Below are 17,342 nucleotides of genomic sequence, written 5' to 3' on the forward strand. Positions count from 1 at the left end.
AACACCCGGAGCGGCGAAAACTTTCCCGGCAGGGGGCGATGAGGCCCCTCTCACCCGCGACCGGCGTTTCCCACCCGCCCCAGCGGTCACGCGAACGGGATGAGTGCCTCCGCTCCGCCCTCCCGCCGGGCCACCGGCCCCCGTCCCACTGGCCCGGACGCCGCACGCCCGGCCACCACCGCACCCACCGTCGCGACGTCCGCCGTCACCAAACCCGGCGCACCTCTTCACCCGCCCGTAAGAAAAAATGCCTCATCCCGCGACATCCCTCACGTACCCCCGGTACGACTTGCGCAGGCGGGGTCGCCCCGTGGTTGGGTGGCGTGATGCGCTCCTCCACTCGCATATCGTCGTATTCACCGACTTCACCGACAGACGGTCAGCAAACGCCGGTACCGGGCGCACGAGGAGACGCCTCCATGCCCGAGCCGGGTGGTGCCGGCGCGACGGCCGGTCACCGGGGCGTCTCCGGCGGCACCGGTCGACGCCCTGCGGGCAACCCGTACGAGGCCCTCGCCTCACTGGCCGACCCCGAGCCGGACTACGGCCCGCGCCGCGGTGACGCGGGTCTGGGCATCCTGGACGCCGACGGGGCGGGCGCGAGCGGCACCGCGTCCACCACGGCGTACGGCGACACCGGCGACGACGAGTGGCAGCCGCCCAACCACCGCCGCGGGCGCCGGGGCCGCCGGCGGTTCCGCTGGTTCAAGAACCTCTCGCGCTTCCTCAAGACGGTCATCGCCCTGGTCGTCCTCCTCGCCTTCCTGGCACTCGGCGACCGCTTCGCCGTCCTCTACGCGGAGAAGAAGGCCGAGGGCCAGCTCCAGAAGTCCCTCCATCTGGAGGCGGCCCCCCAGGTCGACATCGACGGCTTCCCCTTCCTGACGCAGCTCCTGGACAAGCGCATCGACACGGCGCACGTCACCGTCCCCGACCTCGCCGCCGACCGGGTCTCGCTGGCCAAGGTCCAGGCAACGGCGCACGACGTGCAGCTGGACGGCGATCTGCCCAAGCACCTCACGGGCGGCACGGTGCGGTCCGTCGACGGCGACGTGCTGCTCTCCTTCGCCGACCTCAACCGCGAGCTGGGCGCCTCGCAGGTCCGCTTCAGCCAGCTCGGCCCGAACACCGTCAAGGCGGAGGGCCAGGTCCCGCTCGGCGGCCAGCACCTCGGCCTGCACGCCGTGGCCGGCATACACCGTTCCGGCGAGCGGGGCGTCTCCCTGGACATCAGCCGGATGCGGCTCGACATCGGCGACATGGCCGTCTACCGCCCGGGCACCGGCCACGGCGAGGGCCTCCAGCTCACCCCGAAGGCCGCCAAGGAGGTCAGCCGCCAGACGGAGAAGGTCCGCTCGCTGCTCGCCGTCCCCGCCATCGCCCACCGCGCCGGCATCCAGCAGTCCCAGATCGACCAGGCCCAGCGCAGCGAGGCCGCCCTCCACCGGCTCACCGGCTCACCGGAGTTCGTCGGCAAGCTGATGAAGGTCAACCTCTTCGACGTGGTCGCCGACAACCCCTCCCTGCTCTCCGAGATCGGCATCGACCCCAAGGTGCTGGGGGCGGTACAGGGCCTCACCAAGCCCCAGCTCGCCGACCGGCTGAACCTCTCCTTCCAGCTCCCGAACACCCCCGGCGACGTCCGCATCCAGCGCATCACCGTCCACCGCAACGGCATCGACGCCCACCTCACCGGCGAGAACCTGCCGTTCGGGGACGCGGCGAAGAAGAAGTAGCCGCCGAAGGAGCAGCAGGGGCGCCGAGCGTGCCAGGACGCCGGCCCCCTGCCCGTGCGGGCCCCTCGCACCTCACCCCTCACGCAACGGCAGCGCGAACTCGGCCCACACCGTCTTGCAGGGCGCCGGGCCCGGGTGCGCGCCCCACCGGTCGGACAGGGCGTCGACCAGCACCAGCCCCCGCCCCGACTCCCCGTCCGGCAACGGCTGCACCACCGGCATCCGCGCCCCCCGCGCGTCCACCACCTCCACCCGCAACACGCCGGCCCGGACCACCATCAGGAGCCGGAAGTCCCGCCCCGGCACATGCCCGTGCGTGACGGCGTTCGCAGTCAGCTCCGCGACCACCTGCGCAACCGTCCCGAACGGCAGCCGCCAGGCTCGCAGTTGCTCGACGGCCAGCAACCGGGCCAGCCGCGCCCCTCTGCGGGTGGCGGAGAGCTGGACGCGGAACTGGCGGGCCGTCCGCTGCGACTGGGACCCGCCGCCGGACGCAGCCGCCGGTCCGGCCCTCTCTCCCGCAGCCGATTGGGTCACTCCCCTGATCACGTCGTCTCCTTGATGCCGTGGGTGCGGCTCGGGGTCTCACGAGGAAACGGCATGTCACCGAGGACGACGTGGGTCCGGCCGAGCAGTCGGCCGGTTGAGGTCGACCGGCACACAGTCAACCGCTGAACACCTAGAGTGATAAGGGGCCCGAAAAGGGCCCTTTGGGGGCCGGCCGAGGCCCTGCACCGGTCGCTCTCCGGGAGTGCACATGCCCAACGGAACCACCGCCCTCGGAGATCTGATCCAGGCCGCCCGCGAGCGCCGGGGCTGGACCAAGGTGCGCCTGGCCCGCGAACTGGGCATGGCAGAGGGAGGCGGCCCCGACCGTCTCGACGGCAAGGCCGTCAGACGCTGGGAGCAGGGCACACGCGTGCCCCGGTACTGGTTGGCCCACCTCGTCGAGGTCCTCGAACTGGACCTGGACCAGGTGGCGCACGTACCGCGCGGACGCATGACTCCCCCCGGTCCAACGACTACCGGCGATACCGTGACCTCGGTGATCGAGTTGGCGAGGAGCGACGTGGACCGACGAGCGTTCGTAGCAACCGGCGCCTACGCCTTGAGCGTGTTGGCTCTCCCCGACCCCGAAGCCCTCACCCGCCGCACCGCGACTGCTCGCGGAAGGGCCACCGTGGGGCGCGGTGAAGTGGACGCCGTGCGCGCCATGACCACGGCGCTGGGCGACGCTGCCGCCGAGCACGGTGGTGGACACGCCCGCCATCTGGCAGTGCGCTACCTCGCGACCGATGTCGCACCCTGGCTTGAGGGAAAGTACACGGCCGCCACAGGCCGCGCCCTGTACGCCGCAACCGCGGAACTGGCGCACCTGGCCGGCTGGATGGCCGCCGACGAAGGCCACCAGGGCCTCGCCCAGCGCTATTACGGCCACTCCTACCGGCTGGCGTCGGAGGCCGGTGACGCCGAGACCGCCGCCACGGCGCTGCGCGGTCTGGCCGTACAGGCACTCGCGCTCGGTCACCACGGTGCTGCCCTGCGTCTGTCAGAAGCCTGCGTGGCCCATGCGAAAGCACTCGACGACCCCCGCGCCACGGCGTACTACCAGGCGACGCTGGCCAACGCCGCGGCACACGACCGCGACGCTCCCACAGCCACCCGGGCCCTACGCCGGTCCGAGCAGGCCATCGACCGGGCACCTGCCACCCCCGGCGCGTCCTGGGCGGCCCACTACAGTCCGGGGCGGTGGGCCCACGAATCCGGCCTCATCCACGCCCGACTCGGTGACCTCGACGCGGCGGAGGAACACCTCCGGCTGGCACTGGACATCCACGGCCTGGACCGTCGTCGCACCCGTGCCATCGTCCTTGCCGACCTGGCCGCCCTTCACCTCCGCCGGGGTGACACCGAAGCGGCCCTCACCTCCTGGGACTCCTTCCTCACCACGGCCGCCGGTGTGCGCTCCGTCAAGGTGGACGAGGCACGCACCGACATGCAGGCCCGTCTCTCCCGCGTTCCCGACCCCCGGGCTGCCGACCTCGTCCGACGGGTGGAAGCCTGAGATACGCGCTGCTCTTGTACGTCCGTGCGGGCCGCTCATCTCTGCACGGACCGGGCAGCGCCGACGGCAGACGTTACGGAAACGCACCTACGTGCGCTTCCGAAAACGCCCTCTGACGCCCGCCACGGGGGTGACGGATCTCTTCCGGCACCACCTGCAAGAGGAACCGTCCCTGGCCTCCTGAGAACTCATCACACACCAAAGGACAGCTTTTCCCCGCATCCACTCCACTGGCGTTCTACTTCGTTCGCCTCTACGTTGTGTGCACCACAGCGAGGGAGCATCTGCATGGACAGGAACGTTCGCAGCGTGGACGATGTGCTCAGCCTTATGGACAGCCTGTTCGCCCCGGATGCCGACCGTTGGTCGAGCGGTGCGGCCTCGTGGTGGGACGCCTTTTACGCAAATCGTTCGAGGCCGGTTCCCTTCTTTGTCGACAAGCCGGACGAAAACCTGGTCTCCTCCATCGACCGTGGTCTGATCACCCCCGGACGCGCTCTGGATCTGGGCTCCGGGCCGGGCCGCAACGCCCTGTACCTCGCCTCCAAGGGCTTCACCGTGGACGCCGTCGACCTGTCCCCTGCGGCGATCGAATGGGCTCGGGAACGTGCCCGTGAAGCCGGGGCCGACGTCCACTTCCACTGCGGCGACGCCTTCGCCTTACCCGCCGCTGACTTCGACGGCCCCTACGACCTGATTCACGACTCCGGCTGCTTCCACCATCTACCGCCGCACCGCCGCATCAGCTACCTCCACCTCCTCGATCGCCTTCTGATCCCAGGAGGGCATTTCTCCCTCTCCTGTTTCGCGTCCGGCGCGATGGGTTCGGAACTTTCCGATGCCGACTTCTACCGCCAGTCCCGTCTTCACGGGGGCCTCGCCTACACGCCCGAATCCCTGGGCTGGATTTTCTCGGACCTGGTGACCATCGAGATTCGCCGAATGCGCGACGAACCCGCGGACTCCCCTTTCTTCGGTGAGCCCTTCCTGTACACGGCACTGTTCCGTCGGCCGGAGGGCTCCGCCTGACACACGCCACCGGCCTACCTGGCCGGAACGCCGCAGCCGAGCCAGGACTGAGGACCACCAGACCGCCTCGCGCCTCCCTCCTCACCCCTCACGCAACGGCAGCGCGAACTCGGCCCACACCGTCTTGCAGGGCGCCGGGCCCGGGTGCGCGCCCCACCGGTCGGACAGGGCGTCGACCAGCACCAGCCCCCGCCCCGACTCCCCGTCCGGCAACGGCTGCACCACCGGCATCCGCGCCCCCCGCGCGTCCACCACCTCCACCCGCAACACGCCGGCCCGGACCACCATCAGGAGCCGGAAGTCCCGCCCCGGCACATGCCCGTGCGTGACGGCGTTCGCAGCCAGCTCCGCGACCACCTGCGCAACCGTCCCGAACGGCAGCCGCCAGGCTCGCAGTTGCTCGACGGCCAGCAACCGGGCCAGCCGCGCCCCTCTGCGGGTGGCGGAGAGCTGGACGCGGAACTGGCGGGCAGGGGGCACCGGCTGCGCGGACGCTCGCCGGTGGGTGGTTTCTCGGTTCACACCACCGACCCTCTCCCCACCCCTCTACGTTGAACAGTGACCGGACCAGTACTCCGAGTGACTTGTCCAGAGGTGGTCAGGAACTGTCCACAGGGTCCACGTGACCTCTCTCGGCCACGGGCCTTGGACAGGGGGAGGCCAGTGGAGGAGGCAGGGATGGATGGAGACGGCAGCAGGCACCCGGGACGGGAGACGTCACCTCGCGCCCCCGGAACCAGGCAGACGGACCCGGCGGAGGCGGACGTGGATGTCGACCCGACGGACGACTCCGGAGCGGTCCTCGCGGCGGTGGGACGCCAGGTACGGCTCTGGCGGGAGGCCGCCGGCCTCCGCCCCGCCGAACTGGGCAAGGCGCTCGGTTACGGCGAGAACCTGATCTACAAGATCGAGTCCGGCAAGCGCATCCCACGACCGGAGTTCCTGGACCGCGCGGACGAGGTGCTCGGAGCGGGCGGCCGGATCGCCGCCATGAAAAAGGACGTGGAGGAGACCCGGTACCCCAAGAAGGTGCGGGACCTGGCCAAACTGGAGGCCAGGGTCGTCGAGTTGGGGGCGTACTGCAACCACAACTTGCCGGGCCTGTTGCAAACCGAGGACTACACACGGGCGCTCTTCGAAATGCGGCGCCCCGCCTACTCGACGGATGAGGTCAGTCGACATGTGGCGGCCCGGATGGCCCGCCAGACGATCTTCCAGCGCGAGCCGATGCCCACCCTCACGTTCGTGCTGGAAGAGGTGACCTTGAGGCGGCCGCTCGGTGGCAAATCGATCTTCCGCCGACAACTTTCACGCCTCGTCGAGGTGGCCCGGTTGCGTCACGTGGAGGTGCAGGTCATGCCTACCCTCTGCGAAGACCACGCGGGGATGGGTGGTGAACTTCGCGTGCTCAAGCTCCCTGACGGGCGCACCCTGGGACAATCGGAAGGGCAGATGTCCAGCCACTTGACAGCAGACCCGAAAGTGGTCCGAAGCGTCGAACTACGTTATGGGATCATCCGATCGCAGGCTCTTTCCCCCAGAGAGTCACTGGCCTTCATCGAGAAAGTACTGGAAGAGACATGACCGACACGTCTACCGGGACAGTCGCTGAAGCCTCCTGGAGGAAGAGCACCTACAGCAGTAACGAGGGGCCCGACTGCGTAGAAGTCGCCCCATCCCCCCTCACCGTCCTCGTCCGGGACTCCAAGAAGGCCGACGGCCCGCGGCTGAGCTTCACCGCTACCGCGTGGGCCGACTTCCTCACGCACGCCGCCGGAGACTGAGCCGTCTGGGCCCCTCGGAGCCGTGTGCCACCTCGTGGGGCCTCATACACAGCCCGGTCGTCTGGGTTGAGGTCGACTGCCAGGCAGCGGGGCCGCTGGGTGGCGCTTACGGGGCGTCCCGGGCCGACGGGCCGACCCAGAAGCACGTCCACTCCGTCATCCGCACGCCCAACGGCAACGACTACGACAGGGAGCTGCTGCGCCAGCACTACGCCACGTCGCCGCACCACCGGTGACACCACCGCCCACGGGAGGGCCCCGGTCGCCGGACCGACACCGGGCGCCGGTCACCCGCTGAAGTCCGCAGGCACGCGGTAGGCCCCCGCTCGTCCTCCTTGGGGGTGGGGACGGGGCGGGGGCCTGCAGTGCCGGGCACGGTGCGTGGGTGCACGCTCAGTGCCGAAGGGGCCGGCTGCTCACCGGAGGTGCTGCCGGATCAGTGGGCGAAGCCCCAGTCCAGCATCTTCGTGGCGTCGGAGAGGCGGGTCTTGGCGTCGGGGTCCGCGAGGATCGCGCCGACGAGGGTGCGGTTGTCCCGCTTGGCGGCGAAGACGAGGCAGTAACCGTCCTCGGGGCCGCTGCCGGTCTTGACGCCCAGGGCGCCGTCGTAGGTGGTCAGCAGGTCGTTGGTGTTGGTCCAGGTGTAGTACCGGGTGTGGCCGTTGGCGGCCGGGGCCTCGGTCTTGTACTGGGTCTCGCCCACGATGTCGGCGAACTTCGGCTGGAGCATCGCGCGCTGACCGAGCTTGGCCAGGTCGCGGGCGGTGCTGTGGTTGTTGCCGTGCGAGATGCCGTCGAAGGTGTCGTAGTGCGTACCCGTCAGGTTGAGCTGCCGCGCCTCCTCGTTCATCTGGTTGACGAAGTCGGCGATGCGCGCGTCCTGGGTGTCGCCGTTGCCGAAGCTGTCGGCCAGGGCCATGGCGGCGTCGGCACCGGAGGGGAGCAGCATGGCGTGCAGGAGCTGCTCGGCGGTCAGCGTGTCACCGGTCTGGAGGTCGGCGGTGCTGCCGCCCGCCGCCTGGACGTAGTCCCGGTAGGCCTGCTTGACCTGGATCTGCCGGTTCAGCCACTCCGGGTGCTTGAGCACCACCAGGGCCGTCATGATCTTGGTGGTGCTGGCCATCGGCACGCTGTCGTCGGCCTGGGACCCGGCCCACATCTCGCGCTCCTGGCTGCCGTCACGGGCGTCGAGCAGGAAGGCGTGGGTGGCGTTGATCTCAGGACCGGCCTGGTCCTGCGAGTCGGCGGCGGCCTGGTTGTTGACAGCGGCCTGCTTCGCCTGGGCAGTCTGGGTCTGCGTGCCCTGGTCGGCCGTCGTGGTGCTGCCGGCCTGCTGGTCGGTGTCGTCGACGGAGTGCGTGACGGTGGCCGCCTGGGCGAGGCCGGCCGCGGTGAGCGGCATGGCGGCGCCGACCAGCGCGACCGTGGCGATCCGGACTCCGGCGCGGTGGATGCGGTTGGGGCGTGCGTGGGCTCCCATGGGCGTCCCTCCTCCCGGCGCGGGGACGCCGGCGGGTAGTAGAAACTCGGTTTATACCGAACCTACTTGGGCGATGACAGTGACCGTCAAGGCGGTCGTGTCATAGCCGCGTAACAGCGCGCGCCGCCGTGGAGATGTTGTGCCCGTGACCTGTGGGGCTCGTGACGTCATGTCACGGTGGGCGATGCCGCGCCTCCCTCAGGTGACGGGAAGTCCGGGTTGAGGGTGTTCGTCCGCTTGTGCGCCCGACGGGGCGCCCACCTCGTCCTTCTGCCTGTTTGTCTGCGCCCTTCTGCCCGTTCGTCCGCCTCTGTCCGGCCGCCCCGGGTGCCGCCGCAGCCGCGCCGCGACGGCACCCGGGAACCGTACGCCGTCCGCCTCGCCTACGGTCAGCCCGCCGGCTCCTCGGCGCGCCCGTCCTCCGCCCACAGGGTGTGGAAAGCGCCCTCCCGGTCGGTGCGGTGGTAGGTGTGGGCCCCGAAGTAGTCGCGCTGCCCCTGGACGAGGGCGGCCGGCAGCCGCTCGGCGCGCAGGCTGTCGTAGTAGGCCAGCGCGGCGGAGAACCCCGGGGTGGGGATGCCGAGTTCGGCGGCCGTGGACACCACGCGGCGCCAGGCGCTCTGGGCGTCGTGCAGCGCCTGGGAGAAGTCCTCGTCGATGAGGAGCGTCGGCAGGTCGGGGCGGGCGTCGAAGGCCGCGCGGATGCGGTCCAGGAACTTGGCGCGGATGATGCAGCCGGCGCGCCAGATCGCGGCGACCTGCCCCTGGTCGATGTCCCAGCCGTACTCGGCGCTGCCGGCGGCGATCTGGTGGAAGCCCTGGGCGTAGGCGACGATCTTTGAGGCGTACAGCGCCTGTTCGACGTCGTCGGCGAACCGGTCGTAGGCCGCCGAGTCCAGCGTCGTGGGTGTCGGGCCGGGCAGGTCGCGGGCGGCCTCGCGCAGGTCGGCGTGGCCGGAGACCGAGCGGGCGAAGACGGCCTCGGCGATGCCGCTGACGGGCACGCCGAGGTCGAGGGCGGTCTGCACGGTCCAGCGGCCGGTGCCCTTCTGCTCGGCCTGGTCCAGGACGACGTCGACGAACGGCTTGCCGGTGGCCGCGTCGTCGTGGGCGAGGACCTGCGCGGTGATCTCGATGAGGTAGGAGTCCAGCCGCCCCTGGTTCCAGGTCCGGAAGACCTCGGCGATCTGGGCGGGCCGCAGGCCCAGCGCGTGGCGCAGCAGGTCGTAGGACTCGGCGATGAGCTGCATGTCGGCGTACTCGATGCCGTTGTGGACCATCTTGACGAAGTGGCCCGCGCCGTCGGGACCGACGTGGGTGACGCAGGGGCTGTCGTCGGGCGCCTTCGCGGCGACGGCCTCCAGCATCGGGCCGAGCGACCGGTAGGACTCGGCGGAACCGCCCGGCATGATGCTGGGCCCGTGCAGGGCGCCCTCCTCGCCGCCGGAGACGCCGGCGCCCACGAAGTGGATGCCGCGCTCGCGCAGCTCCTTCTCGCGCCGCCGGGTGTCGGCGAAGTGGGCGTTGCCGGCGTCGATGACGATGTCGCCCTCGTCGAGCAGCGGCGCGAACTCCTCGATGACCGCGTCGGTCGGCTTGCCCGCCTTGACCATCACCACCAGGCGCCTGGGCCGTTCCAGCGAGGCGACGAACTCCTCCGGCGACTCGGCGGGCAGGAAGCGTCCCTCGTGGCCGAACTCGTCGACGAGGGCCCGGGTGCGGGAGGCGGTCCGGTTGTGGACGGCCACGGCGTAGCCGTTGCGGGCGAAGTTCCGGGCCAGGTTGCGGCCCATCACCGCCAGCCCCGTCACCCCGATCTGCGCCGTGCCGCCGTCCTGCGTGCCGTCTGCCGCCGGGTTCGCGGAGGTCATGTGCACCACCTTCTCTGACGTGGGCGGCCCCACCCCTCGCGCGGCGCGGGGCCGCTGCCAGGCTTCGGGGCCGCTCGAAGTTGCCACTGGTTCTTCTCGCCCCTCAAGGGGCATGTATGGCACTTCGTCGCGTTTCCCACACGCCACCGCGGTAGACCTCCCGCGGCGCCGGTCGCCTTTCGCCTGTTCGGCCCCCGCCCGGCAGGGGGACGGACGCGGGGGTGTGACGGGCTCAGGGGCGGCCGGGCGGGCTCCCCGGTGCGCGGGCACCGGGGGCGGGTCAGTCCTCCGACGGGGTGTCGCCGCCCCCGCCCGGCCCCCGCTCCCCGTCCACACCGTCCGTTCCGTCCGCGCGATCCCTGCGATCCGTGCGATCCGTGCGATCGGCTCGGTCCGCGCGATCCGCTCGGGGGCGCGGGCCCTCGCTCGGCGGCGGCTCCCCGGGGCCGGCCTGTGCGGCGGGCCCGGTGCCCTGCGGCACGTCCCGCGGCACGTCCTGCGGTGGCGGGGTCGGCGCACCCGGCAGCTGGACGACGGCCTCGGTGCCGCCGCCCTCCGCCGCCCGCAGCCGGACGGTGCCGCCGGCCTGCGCGACGGTGCGGGCCACGATGGACAGGCCCAGGCCGCTGCCGGGCAGGCTGCGGGCGGACGGGGAACGCCAGAACCGTTCGAAGACGTGCGGCAGGTCCTCGGCGGGGATGCCGGGGCCGTGGTCGCGGACGGTGAGCACGCCCTGGCGCAGACGGACCTCCACGGTGCCGCCCTCGGGGCTGAACTTCACCGCGTTGTCGAGCAGGTTGACCACCGCCCGCTCCAGGGCCGCCGGCTCGGCCAGCACGTACCAGTCGTCGAGCTCGTCGACCACGTCGAGGTGCGGGCCGCGCAGCCGGGCGCGGCGCAGGGCGGTGCGGACCGTCTCGTGCAGGGCGACGACCCCGGCGTGTCCGCCCTGGCCGGCTCCGGGGGTGCGGGAGAGCTCCTGGAGGTCGCCGATGAGGGTGGCGAGCTCCACCATCTGCGCCTTGACCGAGTCCAGCAGCGCCTTCTTCTCCTCGGCGGGGATCTGCCGGCCGGACTGCTCTATGCGCACCAGCAGGTCGATGTTGGTGCGCATGGACGTCAGCGGGGTCCGCAGCTCGTGCCCCGCGTCGGCGATGAGCTGCTGCTGGAGGTCGCGGGAGGAGGCCAGTGCCGCCGTCATGGCGTTGAAGGAGCGGGAGAGCCGGGCGATCTCGTCCTCCCCCTCGACGGGGATGCGCAGCCCCAGGTCCTCGGTGCGGGCGACGTGCTCCACGGCCTCCGCGAGCCGGTCCACCGGCCGCAGCCCGGCCTGCGCCACCCACAGCCCGGTGGTGGCGGCGCACAGCACGCCGACCCCGGCGACGATGAGGAGGATGAGGGCGAGCTGGTCGAGGGGGCGGTCCACCTGGTCCGTCGGGGTGGCCAGGGACGCCGTGACGTGGCCCCCGGCGACCTGGTACCGCTGGGTCCACACCCGCATCTCCCGGCCGTCCTGCGCGCGGGCGGTGTGCAGGACGCTCCGCACCACGCCCTGCGCCACCGCCTTGTCCGCCGCGGTGGCGGGGATCGGCGACTTCCCCTGGGAGGTGCAGACGTCGCCGCCCTGGGAGACGAGCTGGACGGTGTAGGTGGTGGGCGGGAACCGGCTCAGCTGGGCGCCGGCCGAGGCGTCACCACTGCACGCCTGGCCCTGGAGCTGGAGGTAGGCGGTCTCGGGGCTGCTGGCGCGCAGTGAGGAGTCCAGCTGCTCGTTGAGCTGGTCCCGGACGATCGCCCAGGACGCCGCGGCGCACAACGCCACCGCGATGGCCACCGCCGCGGCGGTCAGCATCGCCAGGCGCGAGCGGAGCGGCATCTGCTGGTAGCGGTGCGCCAGCCGTCGCCACAGGTTCACTCGGCGCCGCCCTCGGTCCGCAGCACATAGCCGACGCCGCGCACGGTGTGCACCAGCCGCGGCTCCCCACCTGCCTCGGTCTTGCGGCGCAGGTACATGACGTAGACGTCCAGGGAGTTGGAGCTGGGTTCGAAGTCGAAGCCCCAGACCGCCTTGAGGATCTGCTCGCGGGTGAGGACCTGGCGGGGGTGGGCCAGGAACATCTCCAGCAGGGTGAACTCGGTGCGGGTCAGCTCCACGGCCCGCTCGCCGCGCAGCACCTCACGGGTGGCGAGGTTCATCCGCAGGTCGGCGAAGGCGAGCCAGTCGCCGTCCACGACCTGTTCGGCCGCCGCCGCGGCGGCGTAGGAGCTGCGGCGGAGCAACGCGCGGATGCGGGCGAGGAGTTCGTCGAGCTCGAAGGGCTTGACGAGGTAGTCGTCGGCGCCGGCGTCGAGCCCGGTGACGCGGTCGCCGACGGTGTCGCGGGCGGTGAGCATCAAGATGGGCACCGTCACGCCGCGCGAGCGCAGCCGGCGGGCGGCGGTGAGGCCGTCCATGCGCGGCATGAGCACGTCCAGGACGATGAGTTCCGGGTGGAACCCGGCGACCTTCTCCACCGCGTCCAGACCGTCGACGGCCTCCCGCGTCTCGTAGCCCTCGAAGGCCAGCGAGCGGCGGAGCGCCTCGCGGACGGCGGGCTCGTCGTCGACGATCAGGATGCGGGCGGGGTGCTCACCGTGCTCGGCGATGCTCATGGTGACTGACTACCTCGTGGTGAAGGGCGCGTCGGCGGGCCGGCGGCCGGTCGGGGGTGCCGGCCCCAGCCTCGCACGACGGTCGGCGGGCGCCGGCTCTCCGGCCCCGCGGTGGGGGAGCACCGCAGGACCCGAGGGCCGACGCCCGCGAGGGGGCCGGGTCAGGCGTTCTCGCCGCCGTCGCGCAGGTGGGCGAGGTCGGCCTTGACGGTGTTGACCGGTATGGCGAAGCCGAGGCCGACGCTGCCGGCCGAGCTGGAGTCGCTGCTGCCGCTGCTGGAACTGGGCGAGTACATCGCGGAGTTGATGCCCACGACCTGGCCCTGGAGGTTGAGCAGCGCGCCGCCGGAGTTGCCGGGGTTGAGGGAGGCGTCGGTCTGGATGGCCTTGTAGGTCGTCTTGGACGAGCCGGTGTCGCCGTTGTACTGGTTGCCGCCGAACTCGAACGGCCAGGGGAGGCCGCCCTGTCCGTCGCCCTGGCCGCCCTGGCCCTGACCGCCGCCGAAGCCCTGGCCGCCGTTGCCGTACTGGGGTGTCTGCGACTGGCCCTCGCTCTTGGGCACCGTCACGTCGCGGTTGAGGGCGGAGACGATGCCGCTGGTCACCGAGCCGGTCAGGCCCTCGGGGGAGCCGATGGCGACGACCGGGTCGCCGACGGCCAGGGCCGAGGAGTTGCCGAGGGAGGCGGGCTTGAGGCCGTCGGTGCTTCCCTGCACCTTGACCAGGGCGAGGTCCTTGTCGGGGTCGGTGCCGACGACCTTGGCGGTCTTGCTGCTGCCGTCGCTCAGGCTGATCTTGACCGTCCGGGCTCCGGAGACCACGTGGTTGTTGGTGACGATCTCACCGCTCTTGGTGATGATCACGCCGGAGCCGGTGGACTCACCCTCGGAGGTGGTGGCCTGGATCTCGACGATCGACGGGCTGACCGTCTTGGCCACCGCCGAGACCCCGCCGCCGGAAGTGGTGGAGCCCGCGTTGACCACCGGGGTGGAGATCGTGCCGTCGTCCTGGCGGGTGGCGCCGGCGATGAGGGCCGCGCTGCCGCCGCCGATGAGGCCGGAGGCGACGGCCACGGCGGCGATCAGAGCGATCGGCCGGCGGGCGCGGCGCCGGGGGGCCGCGCCGTCGCCCGGTGCTCCGGGGGCCGGGGGAAACCCTCCGCCGGGGCCGCCGAAGCCGGGGCCTCCGGTGTACGGCGTACCGCCTTCGACGTGGCCCGCGCCGGCCGCGGGGTGGCCGCCGACCCCCTCGTCGCCGAACCCGGCGTAGGGGGCGCCCCCCGCGAGGGTGGGGCGGTCGGCGCCGGGCTCACCCGGGTGGGCCGGCGGCTGCCCGGTGGCACCCGCGTAGGTCGGCAGCGGCTGGGTGGGGTCCGGCGGGGGCGGCGGCGGAATCACGCCGCCCGGCCTGCCGGCCTGCTCGGGGTCGGGCTGCTGACCGTATGCCTGGCCGGCGTACGGCTGGGAACTCCCGGTGGACGAAAGGCTGTCTTCGCCGCTACGGCGGTGGATGTCGGTCATGTCTGTGACTGTGCTCGGCCTTCATGAGACGACGCTGAGAACGTCCTGAGAGGCGGAGAAGAAGTCGCCGTGCGGTGGGCGCGGCCCGCCGCGGCCACCGTCCTCGCGCCGCGCCCCGGTGTCATCCGCGGCATCCGCAGGAGCGCCGGACCACCAGCCGGGAGGGGAACTGCCGCAGCCGCTCGCGGCGCGAGCCGACGACGCGCATCGACTCGTCCAGGACCAGGTCGACGGCGGCACGCGCCATGGCCTCCCGGTCGGAGGCGACGGTGGTCAGCGGCGGGTCGGTGAGAGCCGCTTCCTTGATGTCGTCGAACCCGGCGACCGCCAGCTCGCCGGGGACGTCGATGCGCAGCTCGCGGGCGGCGCGCAGCACGCCCACGGCCTGGTCGTCGGTGGCGCACATGATGGCCGGCGGCCGGTCGGGGCCGGCCAGCAGCGTCATGGCGGCCTGGTAGGCGTCGTAGCGGTTGTAGGCGGCGTGGAAGTAGCGGCCCTCGGTGAGCCGGCCGGCCTCCGCCATGGCGCGCCGCCACCCCTCGACGTGGTCGGTGACCGGGTCGCCCGAGGTGGGCGTCTCCCGGGTGCCGCCGAGGAAGGCGACGTAGGGGTGGCCGTGCTCCAGCAGGTGGCGGGTGGCCAGTTGGGCGCCGCCGACATCGTCGGTCATGACCGAGACGTCGTCGATCGCCTCGGGCCGGCTGTGCATCAGCACGACCTGGGCGTCCCAGGCGTCTATCTCGGCGACCGCCAGCTCGCCCGGACCCTGGCTGATCAGGATCAGGCCGGCGACCCGCATGCCGAGGAAGGCCCGCAGGTAGTGCGCCTCACGCTCGTCGTGGTAGTCGGCGTTGCCGACCAGCACCATCTTGCCGCGCTCGGAGGCGGCCTGTTCCACGGCGTGCGCCATCTCGGCGAAGAACGGCTGGCGGCTGTCGGGGACGATCAGCCCTATCAGGTCGGTGCGGCGCGAGGCCATGGCCTGGGCGACCCGGTCCGGCCGGTAGCCGAGCTCCTTGATCGCGGCCAGCACACGCTCGCGCGTGGCCGGGGCGACCGGCCGGGGTCCGTTGTTGATGACGTAGCTGACGACCGCGGTGGACGTCCCCGCGAGCTTCGCCACGTCATCCCGAGTCACCTTTGCCACCCGCGCAGTCTACGCGGGTCACCTCACCGCGGGACGGGCCTGCCCGCCGGCTCCTCCGCGTTGACCTGGGGCTGCCCGGCGGCCTCCGCGCCGGGCCCTGCGCCGCCCGGCCCACCGGCCTTGGCCTCCTCGCGCTCGGCCTTCTCCCGCTCGGACTTCTCCGGCACCACGAAGCGGTAGCCGACGTTGCGGACCGTGCCGATCAGCGACTCGTGCTCGGGGCCCAGCTTGGCGCGGAGCCGCCGGACGTGGACGTCGACGGTGCGGGTGCCGCCGAAGTAGTCGTAGCCCCACACCTCCTGGAGGAGCTGCGCCCTGGTGAAGACCCGCCCGGGGTGCTGGGCGAGGTACTTCAGCAGCTCGAACTCCTTGAAGGTCAGGTCCAGCACGCGGCCCTTGAGCTTGGCGCTGTAGGTGGCCTCGTCGACGCTGAGGTCGCCGTTGCGGATCTCCATGGGGCTGTCGTCGGTGATCTGCCGGCGGCCGGTGGCCAGCCGCAGCCGCGCCTCGACCTCGGCGGGGCCCGCGGTGTCCAGCAGGACGTCGTCCACGCCCCAGTCCGCGGTGACCGCGGCCAGGCCGCCCTCGGTGACGACGAGGATCAGCGGGCACCCGGGCCCGGTGGAGCGCAGCAGCTGGCACAGGGAGCGGACCTGCGGCAGGTCGCGGCGGCCGTCGACCAGTATGACGTCGGCGCCGGGGGTGTCGACGAGGGCGGGCCCCTCGGCCGGGGCCACCCGCACGCTGTGCAGCAGGAGGCCGAGGGCGGGGAGGACCTCGGTGGAGGGCTGGAGTGCGTTGGTCAGCAGCAGCAGAGAGCTCACCGGCGACCACCCCGCGTCCGGCTCACCGTGCTCGTCAGGGAAGTCGTGGACCCGTCCGGTTTGTCATGCGCGCTTCGCTCGCCCATTGCTTTGGTTCCTCCTCGGTCCCGGCGTGGGGGCAACCGCCCAGGGGCGAACCTGGGTGGAGAGTGCGGCACTGCTTCGTACGGTGGTGCCCGCGCCCTGGAGCACCGGTGCGCTCATCCGCGCTCACACGCGGCTGAAAGCACGAAAGGACCCGGGGGCTACGCTGCCCGAGTCCTTGTGGTCAGCAGAATAGCCGACATGGCTTCCCAGGTAGAGGGTCCCGGAACCGCCTCTTGTGTCTCCTCGCTCACGTCGGGTGTTCACCGTGCGTTGCTGCTGACGGAGGACGGCGTACGCATCGAGGCCGCCTTCACCCCCCGCACACCGCCTCCGACCAGCGCCTCCGCGCCCGCCGCCGACCGGCCCGCGCCGGCCGTCCCGGCTCCCGCGCCGCCACTGATATTCGTCCTCGCGCACGGCTTCACGGGGTCACTCGAACGCCCGGCGCTGCTCCGCGCCGCCGCGGTCCTGGCCCGCCACGCACCCGTCGTCACCTTCTCCTTCCGCGGCCACGGCCGCTCCGGCGGACGCTCCACCGTCGGCGACCGCGAGGTCTGGGACCTGGCCGCGGCGGTCCGGTGGGCCCGCTGCCTGGCCCGCACCCGCGACCACAGCCCCGGCACCGCTCCCCGTGTGGTGACCGTCGGCTTCTCCATGGGCGGCTCGGTGGTGCTGCGCCACGCAGCCCTCTACCAGCCGGAGGCCACCGACCCCGAGCACGCGGGCGCCCACGCCGACGCCGTGGTCGCGGTGAGCGCGCCCGCCCGCTGGTACTACCGCGGCACCGCCCCGATGCGCCGCGTGCACTGGGCCGTGACCCGCCCCGCCGGCCGCCTCGTCTCCCGGTGGGGGCTGCGGACCCGCATCCACACCGAGGACTGGGACCCGGTGCCGCTCTCCCCCGTCGAGTCCGTCCCCCTGATCGCGCCCCGCCCGCTCCTGGTCGTCCACGGCGACCGCGACCCGTACTTCCCGCTGGACCACCCGCGCTCCCTGCTGGCCGCGGCGGAACCCGGGCGGGCCGAACTGTGGCTGGAGGCGGGCTTCGGCCACGCGGAGAACGCCGCCGACCCCGCCCTGCTGGAGCGCATCGCGGACTGGGCGGGCGGCTGAGAAGCCCCGCCCGGCGGGCTTCACCGCTCCTGGC

At 72.3% G+C, this 17,342-nt stretch carries 16 protein-coding genes; 7 read left to right on the plus strand and 9 right to left on the minus strand.

The window, feature by feature from the left end; genetic code table 11:
* The first annotated feature begins 419 nt into the window (after positions 1-419).
* Positions 420-1,736, plus strand: a complete 1,317-nt coding sequence (locus ACFV3R_RS24700) for a DUF2993 domain-containing protein (protein ID WP_385587125.1) — start codon at positions 420-422, stop codon at positions 1,734-1,736.
* Between the two features lie 72 nt (positions 1,737-1,808).
* Here ACFV3R_RS24700 and ACFV3R_RS24705 read toward each other — a convergent pair whose 3' ends face one another.
* Positions 1,809-2,285, minus strand: coding sequence for an ATP-binding protein (locus ACFV3R_RS24705; protein ID WP_385587128.1), 477 nt, complete (start codon positions 2,283-2,285; stop codon positions 1,809-1,811).
* 208 nt (positions 2,286-2,493) lie between these two features.
* On the opposite strand from ACFV3R_RS24705, the gene ACFV3R_RS24710 reads away from it, so the two are divergent.
* Together ACFV3R_RS24710 and ACFV3R_RS24715 are read left to right on the plus strand one after the other, a co-directional pair.
* On the plus strand, positions 2,494-3,801 hold the full coding sequence (locus tag ACFV3R_RS24710; RefSeq protein WP_385587131.1) for a helix-turn-helix domain-containing protein: 1,308 nt from the start codon (positions 2,494-2,496) through the stop codon (positions 3,799-3,801).
* 288 nt (positions 3,802-4,089) lie between these two features.
* The gene (locus ACFV3R_RS24715) at positions 4,090-4,830 is read left to right on the plus strand and encodes a class I SAM-dependent methyltransferase (protein ID WP_385587134.1); all 741 of its coding nucleotides are present in this window, start codon (positions 4,090-4,092) and stop codon (positions 4,828-4,830) included.
* A gap of 81 nt (positions 4,831-4,911) precedes the next feature.
* Here ACFV3R_RS24715 and ACFV3R_RS24720 read toward each other — a convergent pair whose 3' ends face one another.
* Positions 4,912-5,352 carry an ATP-binding protein gene (locus tag ACFV3R_RS24720; protein ID WP_385587136.1) on the minus strand — a complete coding sequence of 147 codons (441 nt, stop codon included), beginning with the start codon at positions 5,350-5,352 and terminating at the stop codon, positions 4,912-4,914.
* A gap of 243 nt (positions 5,353-5,595) precedes the next feature.
* On the opposite strand from ACFV3R_RS24720, the gene ACFV3R_RS24725 reads away from it, so the two are divergent.
* Genes ACFV3R_RS24725 through ACFV3R_RS24735 form a run of 3 tightly spaced genes read left to right on the plus strand, consistent with a single transcriptional unit; the run spans position 5,596 to position 6,850 of the window.
* The gene (locus ACFV3R_RS24725) at positions 5,596-6,414 is read left to right on the plus strand and encodes a helix-turn-helix domain-containing protein (protein ID WP_385587139.1); all 819 of its coding nucleotides are present in this window, start codon (positions 5,596-5,598) and stop codon (positions 6,412-6,414) included.
* A complete protein-coding gene (locus ACFV3R_RS24730; RefSeq protein WP_385587142.1) occupies positions 6,411-6,614 on the plus strand; it encodes a DUF397 domain-containing protein in 204 nt (67 codons plus the stop codon). The genes ACFV3R_RS24725 and ACFV3R_RS24730 overlap by 4 nt, the downstream gene beginning before the upstream one ends.
* Positions 6,578-6,850 (plus strand): DUF3500 domain-containing protein, encoded by a 273-nt coding sequence (locus tag ACFV3R_RS24735; protein ID WP_385587145.1) that lies wholly within the window; start codon positions 6,578-6,580, stop codon positions 6,848-6,850. Before ACFV3R_RS24730 ends, ACFV3R_RS24735 begins: the two co-directional genes overlap by 37 nt.
* Before the next feature lie 200 nt (positions 6,851-7,050).
* On the opposite strand, the gene ACFV3R_RS24740 is transcribed toward ACFV3R_RS24735, so the two are convergent.
* From ACFV3R_RS24740 to ACFV3R_RS24770, 7 genes are all read right to left on the minus strand, one after another.
* Positions 7,051-8,094, minus strand: a complete 1,044-nt coding sequence (locus tag ACFV3R_RS24740; RefSeq protein WP_385587148.1) for a D-alanyl-D-alanine carboxypeptidase family protein — start codon at positions 8,092-8,094, stop codon at positions 7,051-7,053.
* Between the two features lie 389 nt (positions 8,095-8,483).
* Entirely contained in the window at positions 8,484-9,965 is a 1,482-nt protein-coding gene (gndA, locus tag ACFV3R_RS24745; RefSeq protein ID WP_385587151.1) for an NADP-dependent phosphogluconate dehydrogenase, read from the minus strand.
* A 280-nt stretch (positions 9,966-10,245) separates the two neighbouring features.
* Positions 10,246-11,841 (minus strand): sensor histidine kinase, encoded by a 1,596-nt coding sequence (locus ACFV3R_RS24750; protein ID WP_385587258.1) that lies wholly within the window; start codon positions 11,839-11,841, stop codon positions 10,246-10,248.
* A 35-nt stretch (positions 11,842-11,876) separates the two neighbouring features.
* On the minus strand, positions 11,877-12,617 hold the full coding sequence (locus tag ACFV3R_RS24755; protein WP_385587153.1) for a response regulator transcription factor: 741 nt from the start codon (positions 12,615-12,617) through the stop codon (positions 11,877-11,879).
* Between the two features lie 161 nt (positions 12,618-12,778).
* Entirely contained in the window at positions 12,779-14,137 is a 1,359-nt protein-coding gene (locus ACFV3R_RS24760; RefSeq protein ID WP_385587156.1) for a S1C family serine protease, read from the minus strand.
* A 121-nt stretch (positions 14,138-14,258) separates the two neighbouring features.
* Positions 14,259-15,284, minus strand: coding sequence for a LacI family DNA-binding transcriptional regulator (locus tag ACFV3R_RS24765; protein WP_385587159.1), 1,026 nt, complete (start codon positions 15,282-15,284; stop codon positions 14,259-14,261).
* A 23-nt stretch (positions 15,285-15,307) separates the two neighbouring features.
* The gene (locus tag ACFV3R_RS24770; protein WP_385587162.1) at positions 15,308-16,108 is read right to left on the minus strand and encodes a response regulator transcription factor; all 801 of its coding nucleotides are present in this window, start codon (positions 16,106-16,108) and stop codon (positions 15,308-15,310) included.
* 285 nt (positions 16,109-16,393) lie between these two features.
* Here ACFV3R_RS24770 and ACFV3R_RS24775 point away from each other — a divergent pair, with 285 nt between their 5' ends.
* Positions 16,394-17,308, plus strand: coding sequence for an alpha/beta hydrolase (locus ACFV3R_RS24775; protein WP_385587165.1), 915 nt, complete (start codon positions 16,394-16,396; stop codon positions 17,306-17,308).
* Positions 17,309-17,342: the final 34 nt, after the last annotated feature.

The organism is Streptomyces sp. NPDC059740 (assembly GCF_042733155.1).
Lineage (GTDB): Bacteria > Actinomycetota > Actinomycetes > Streptomycetales > Streptomycetaceae > Streptomyces.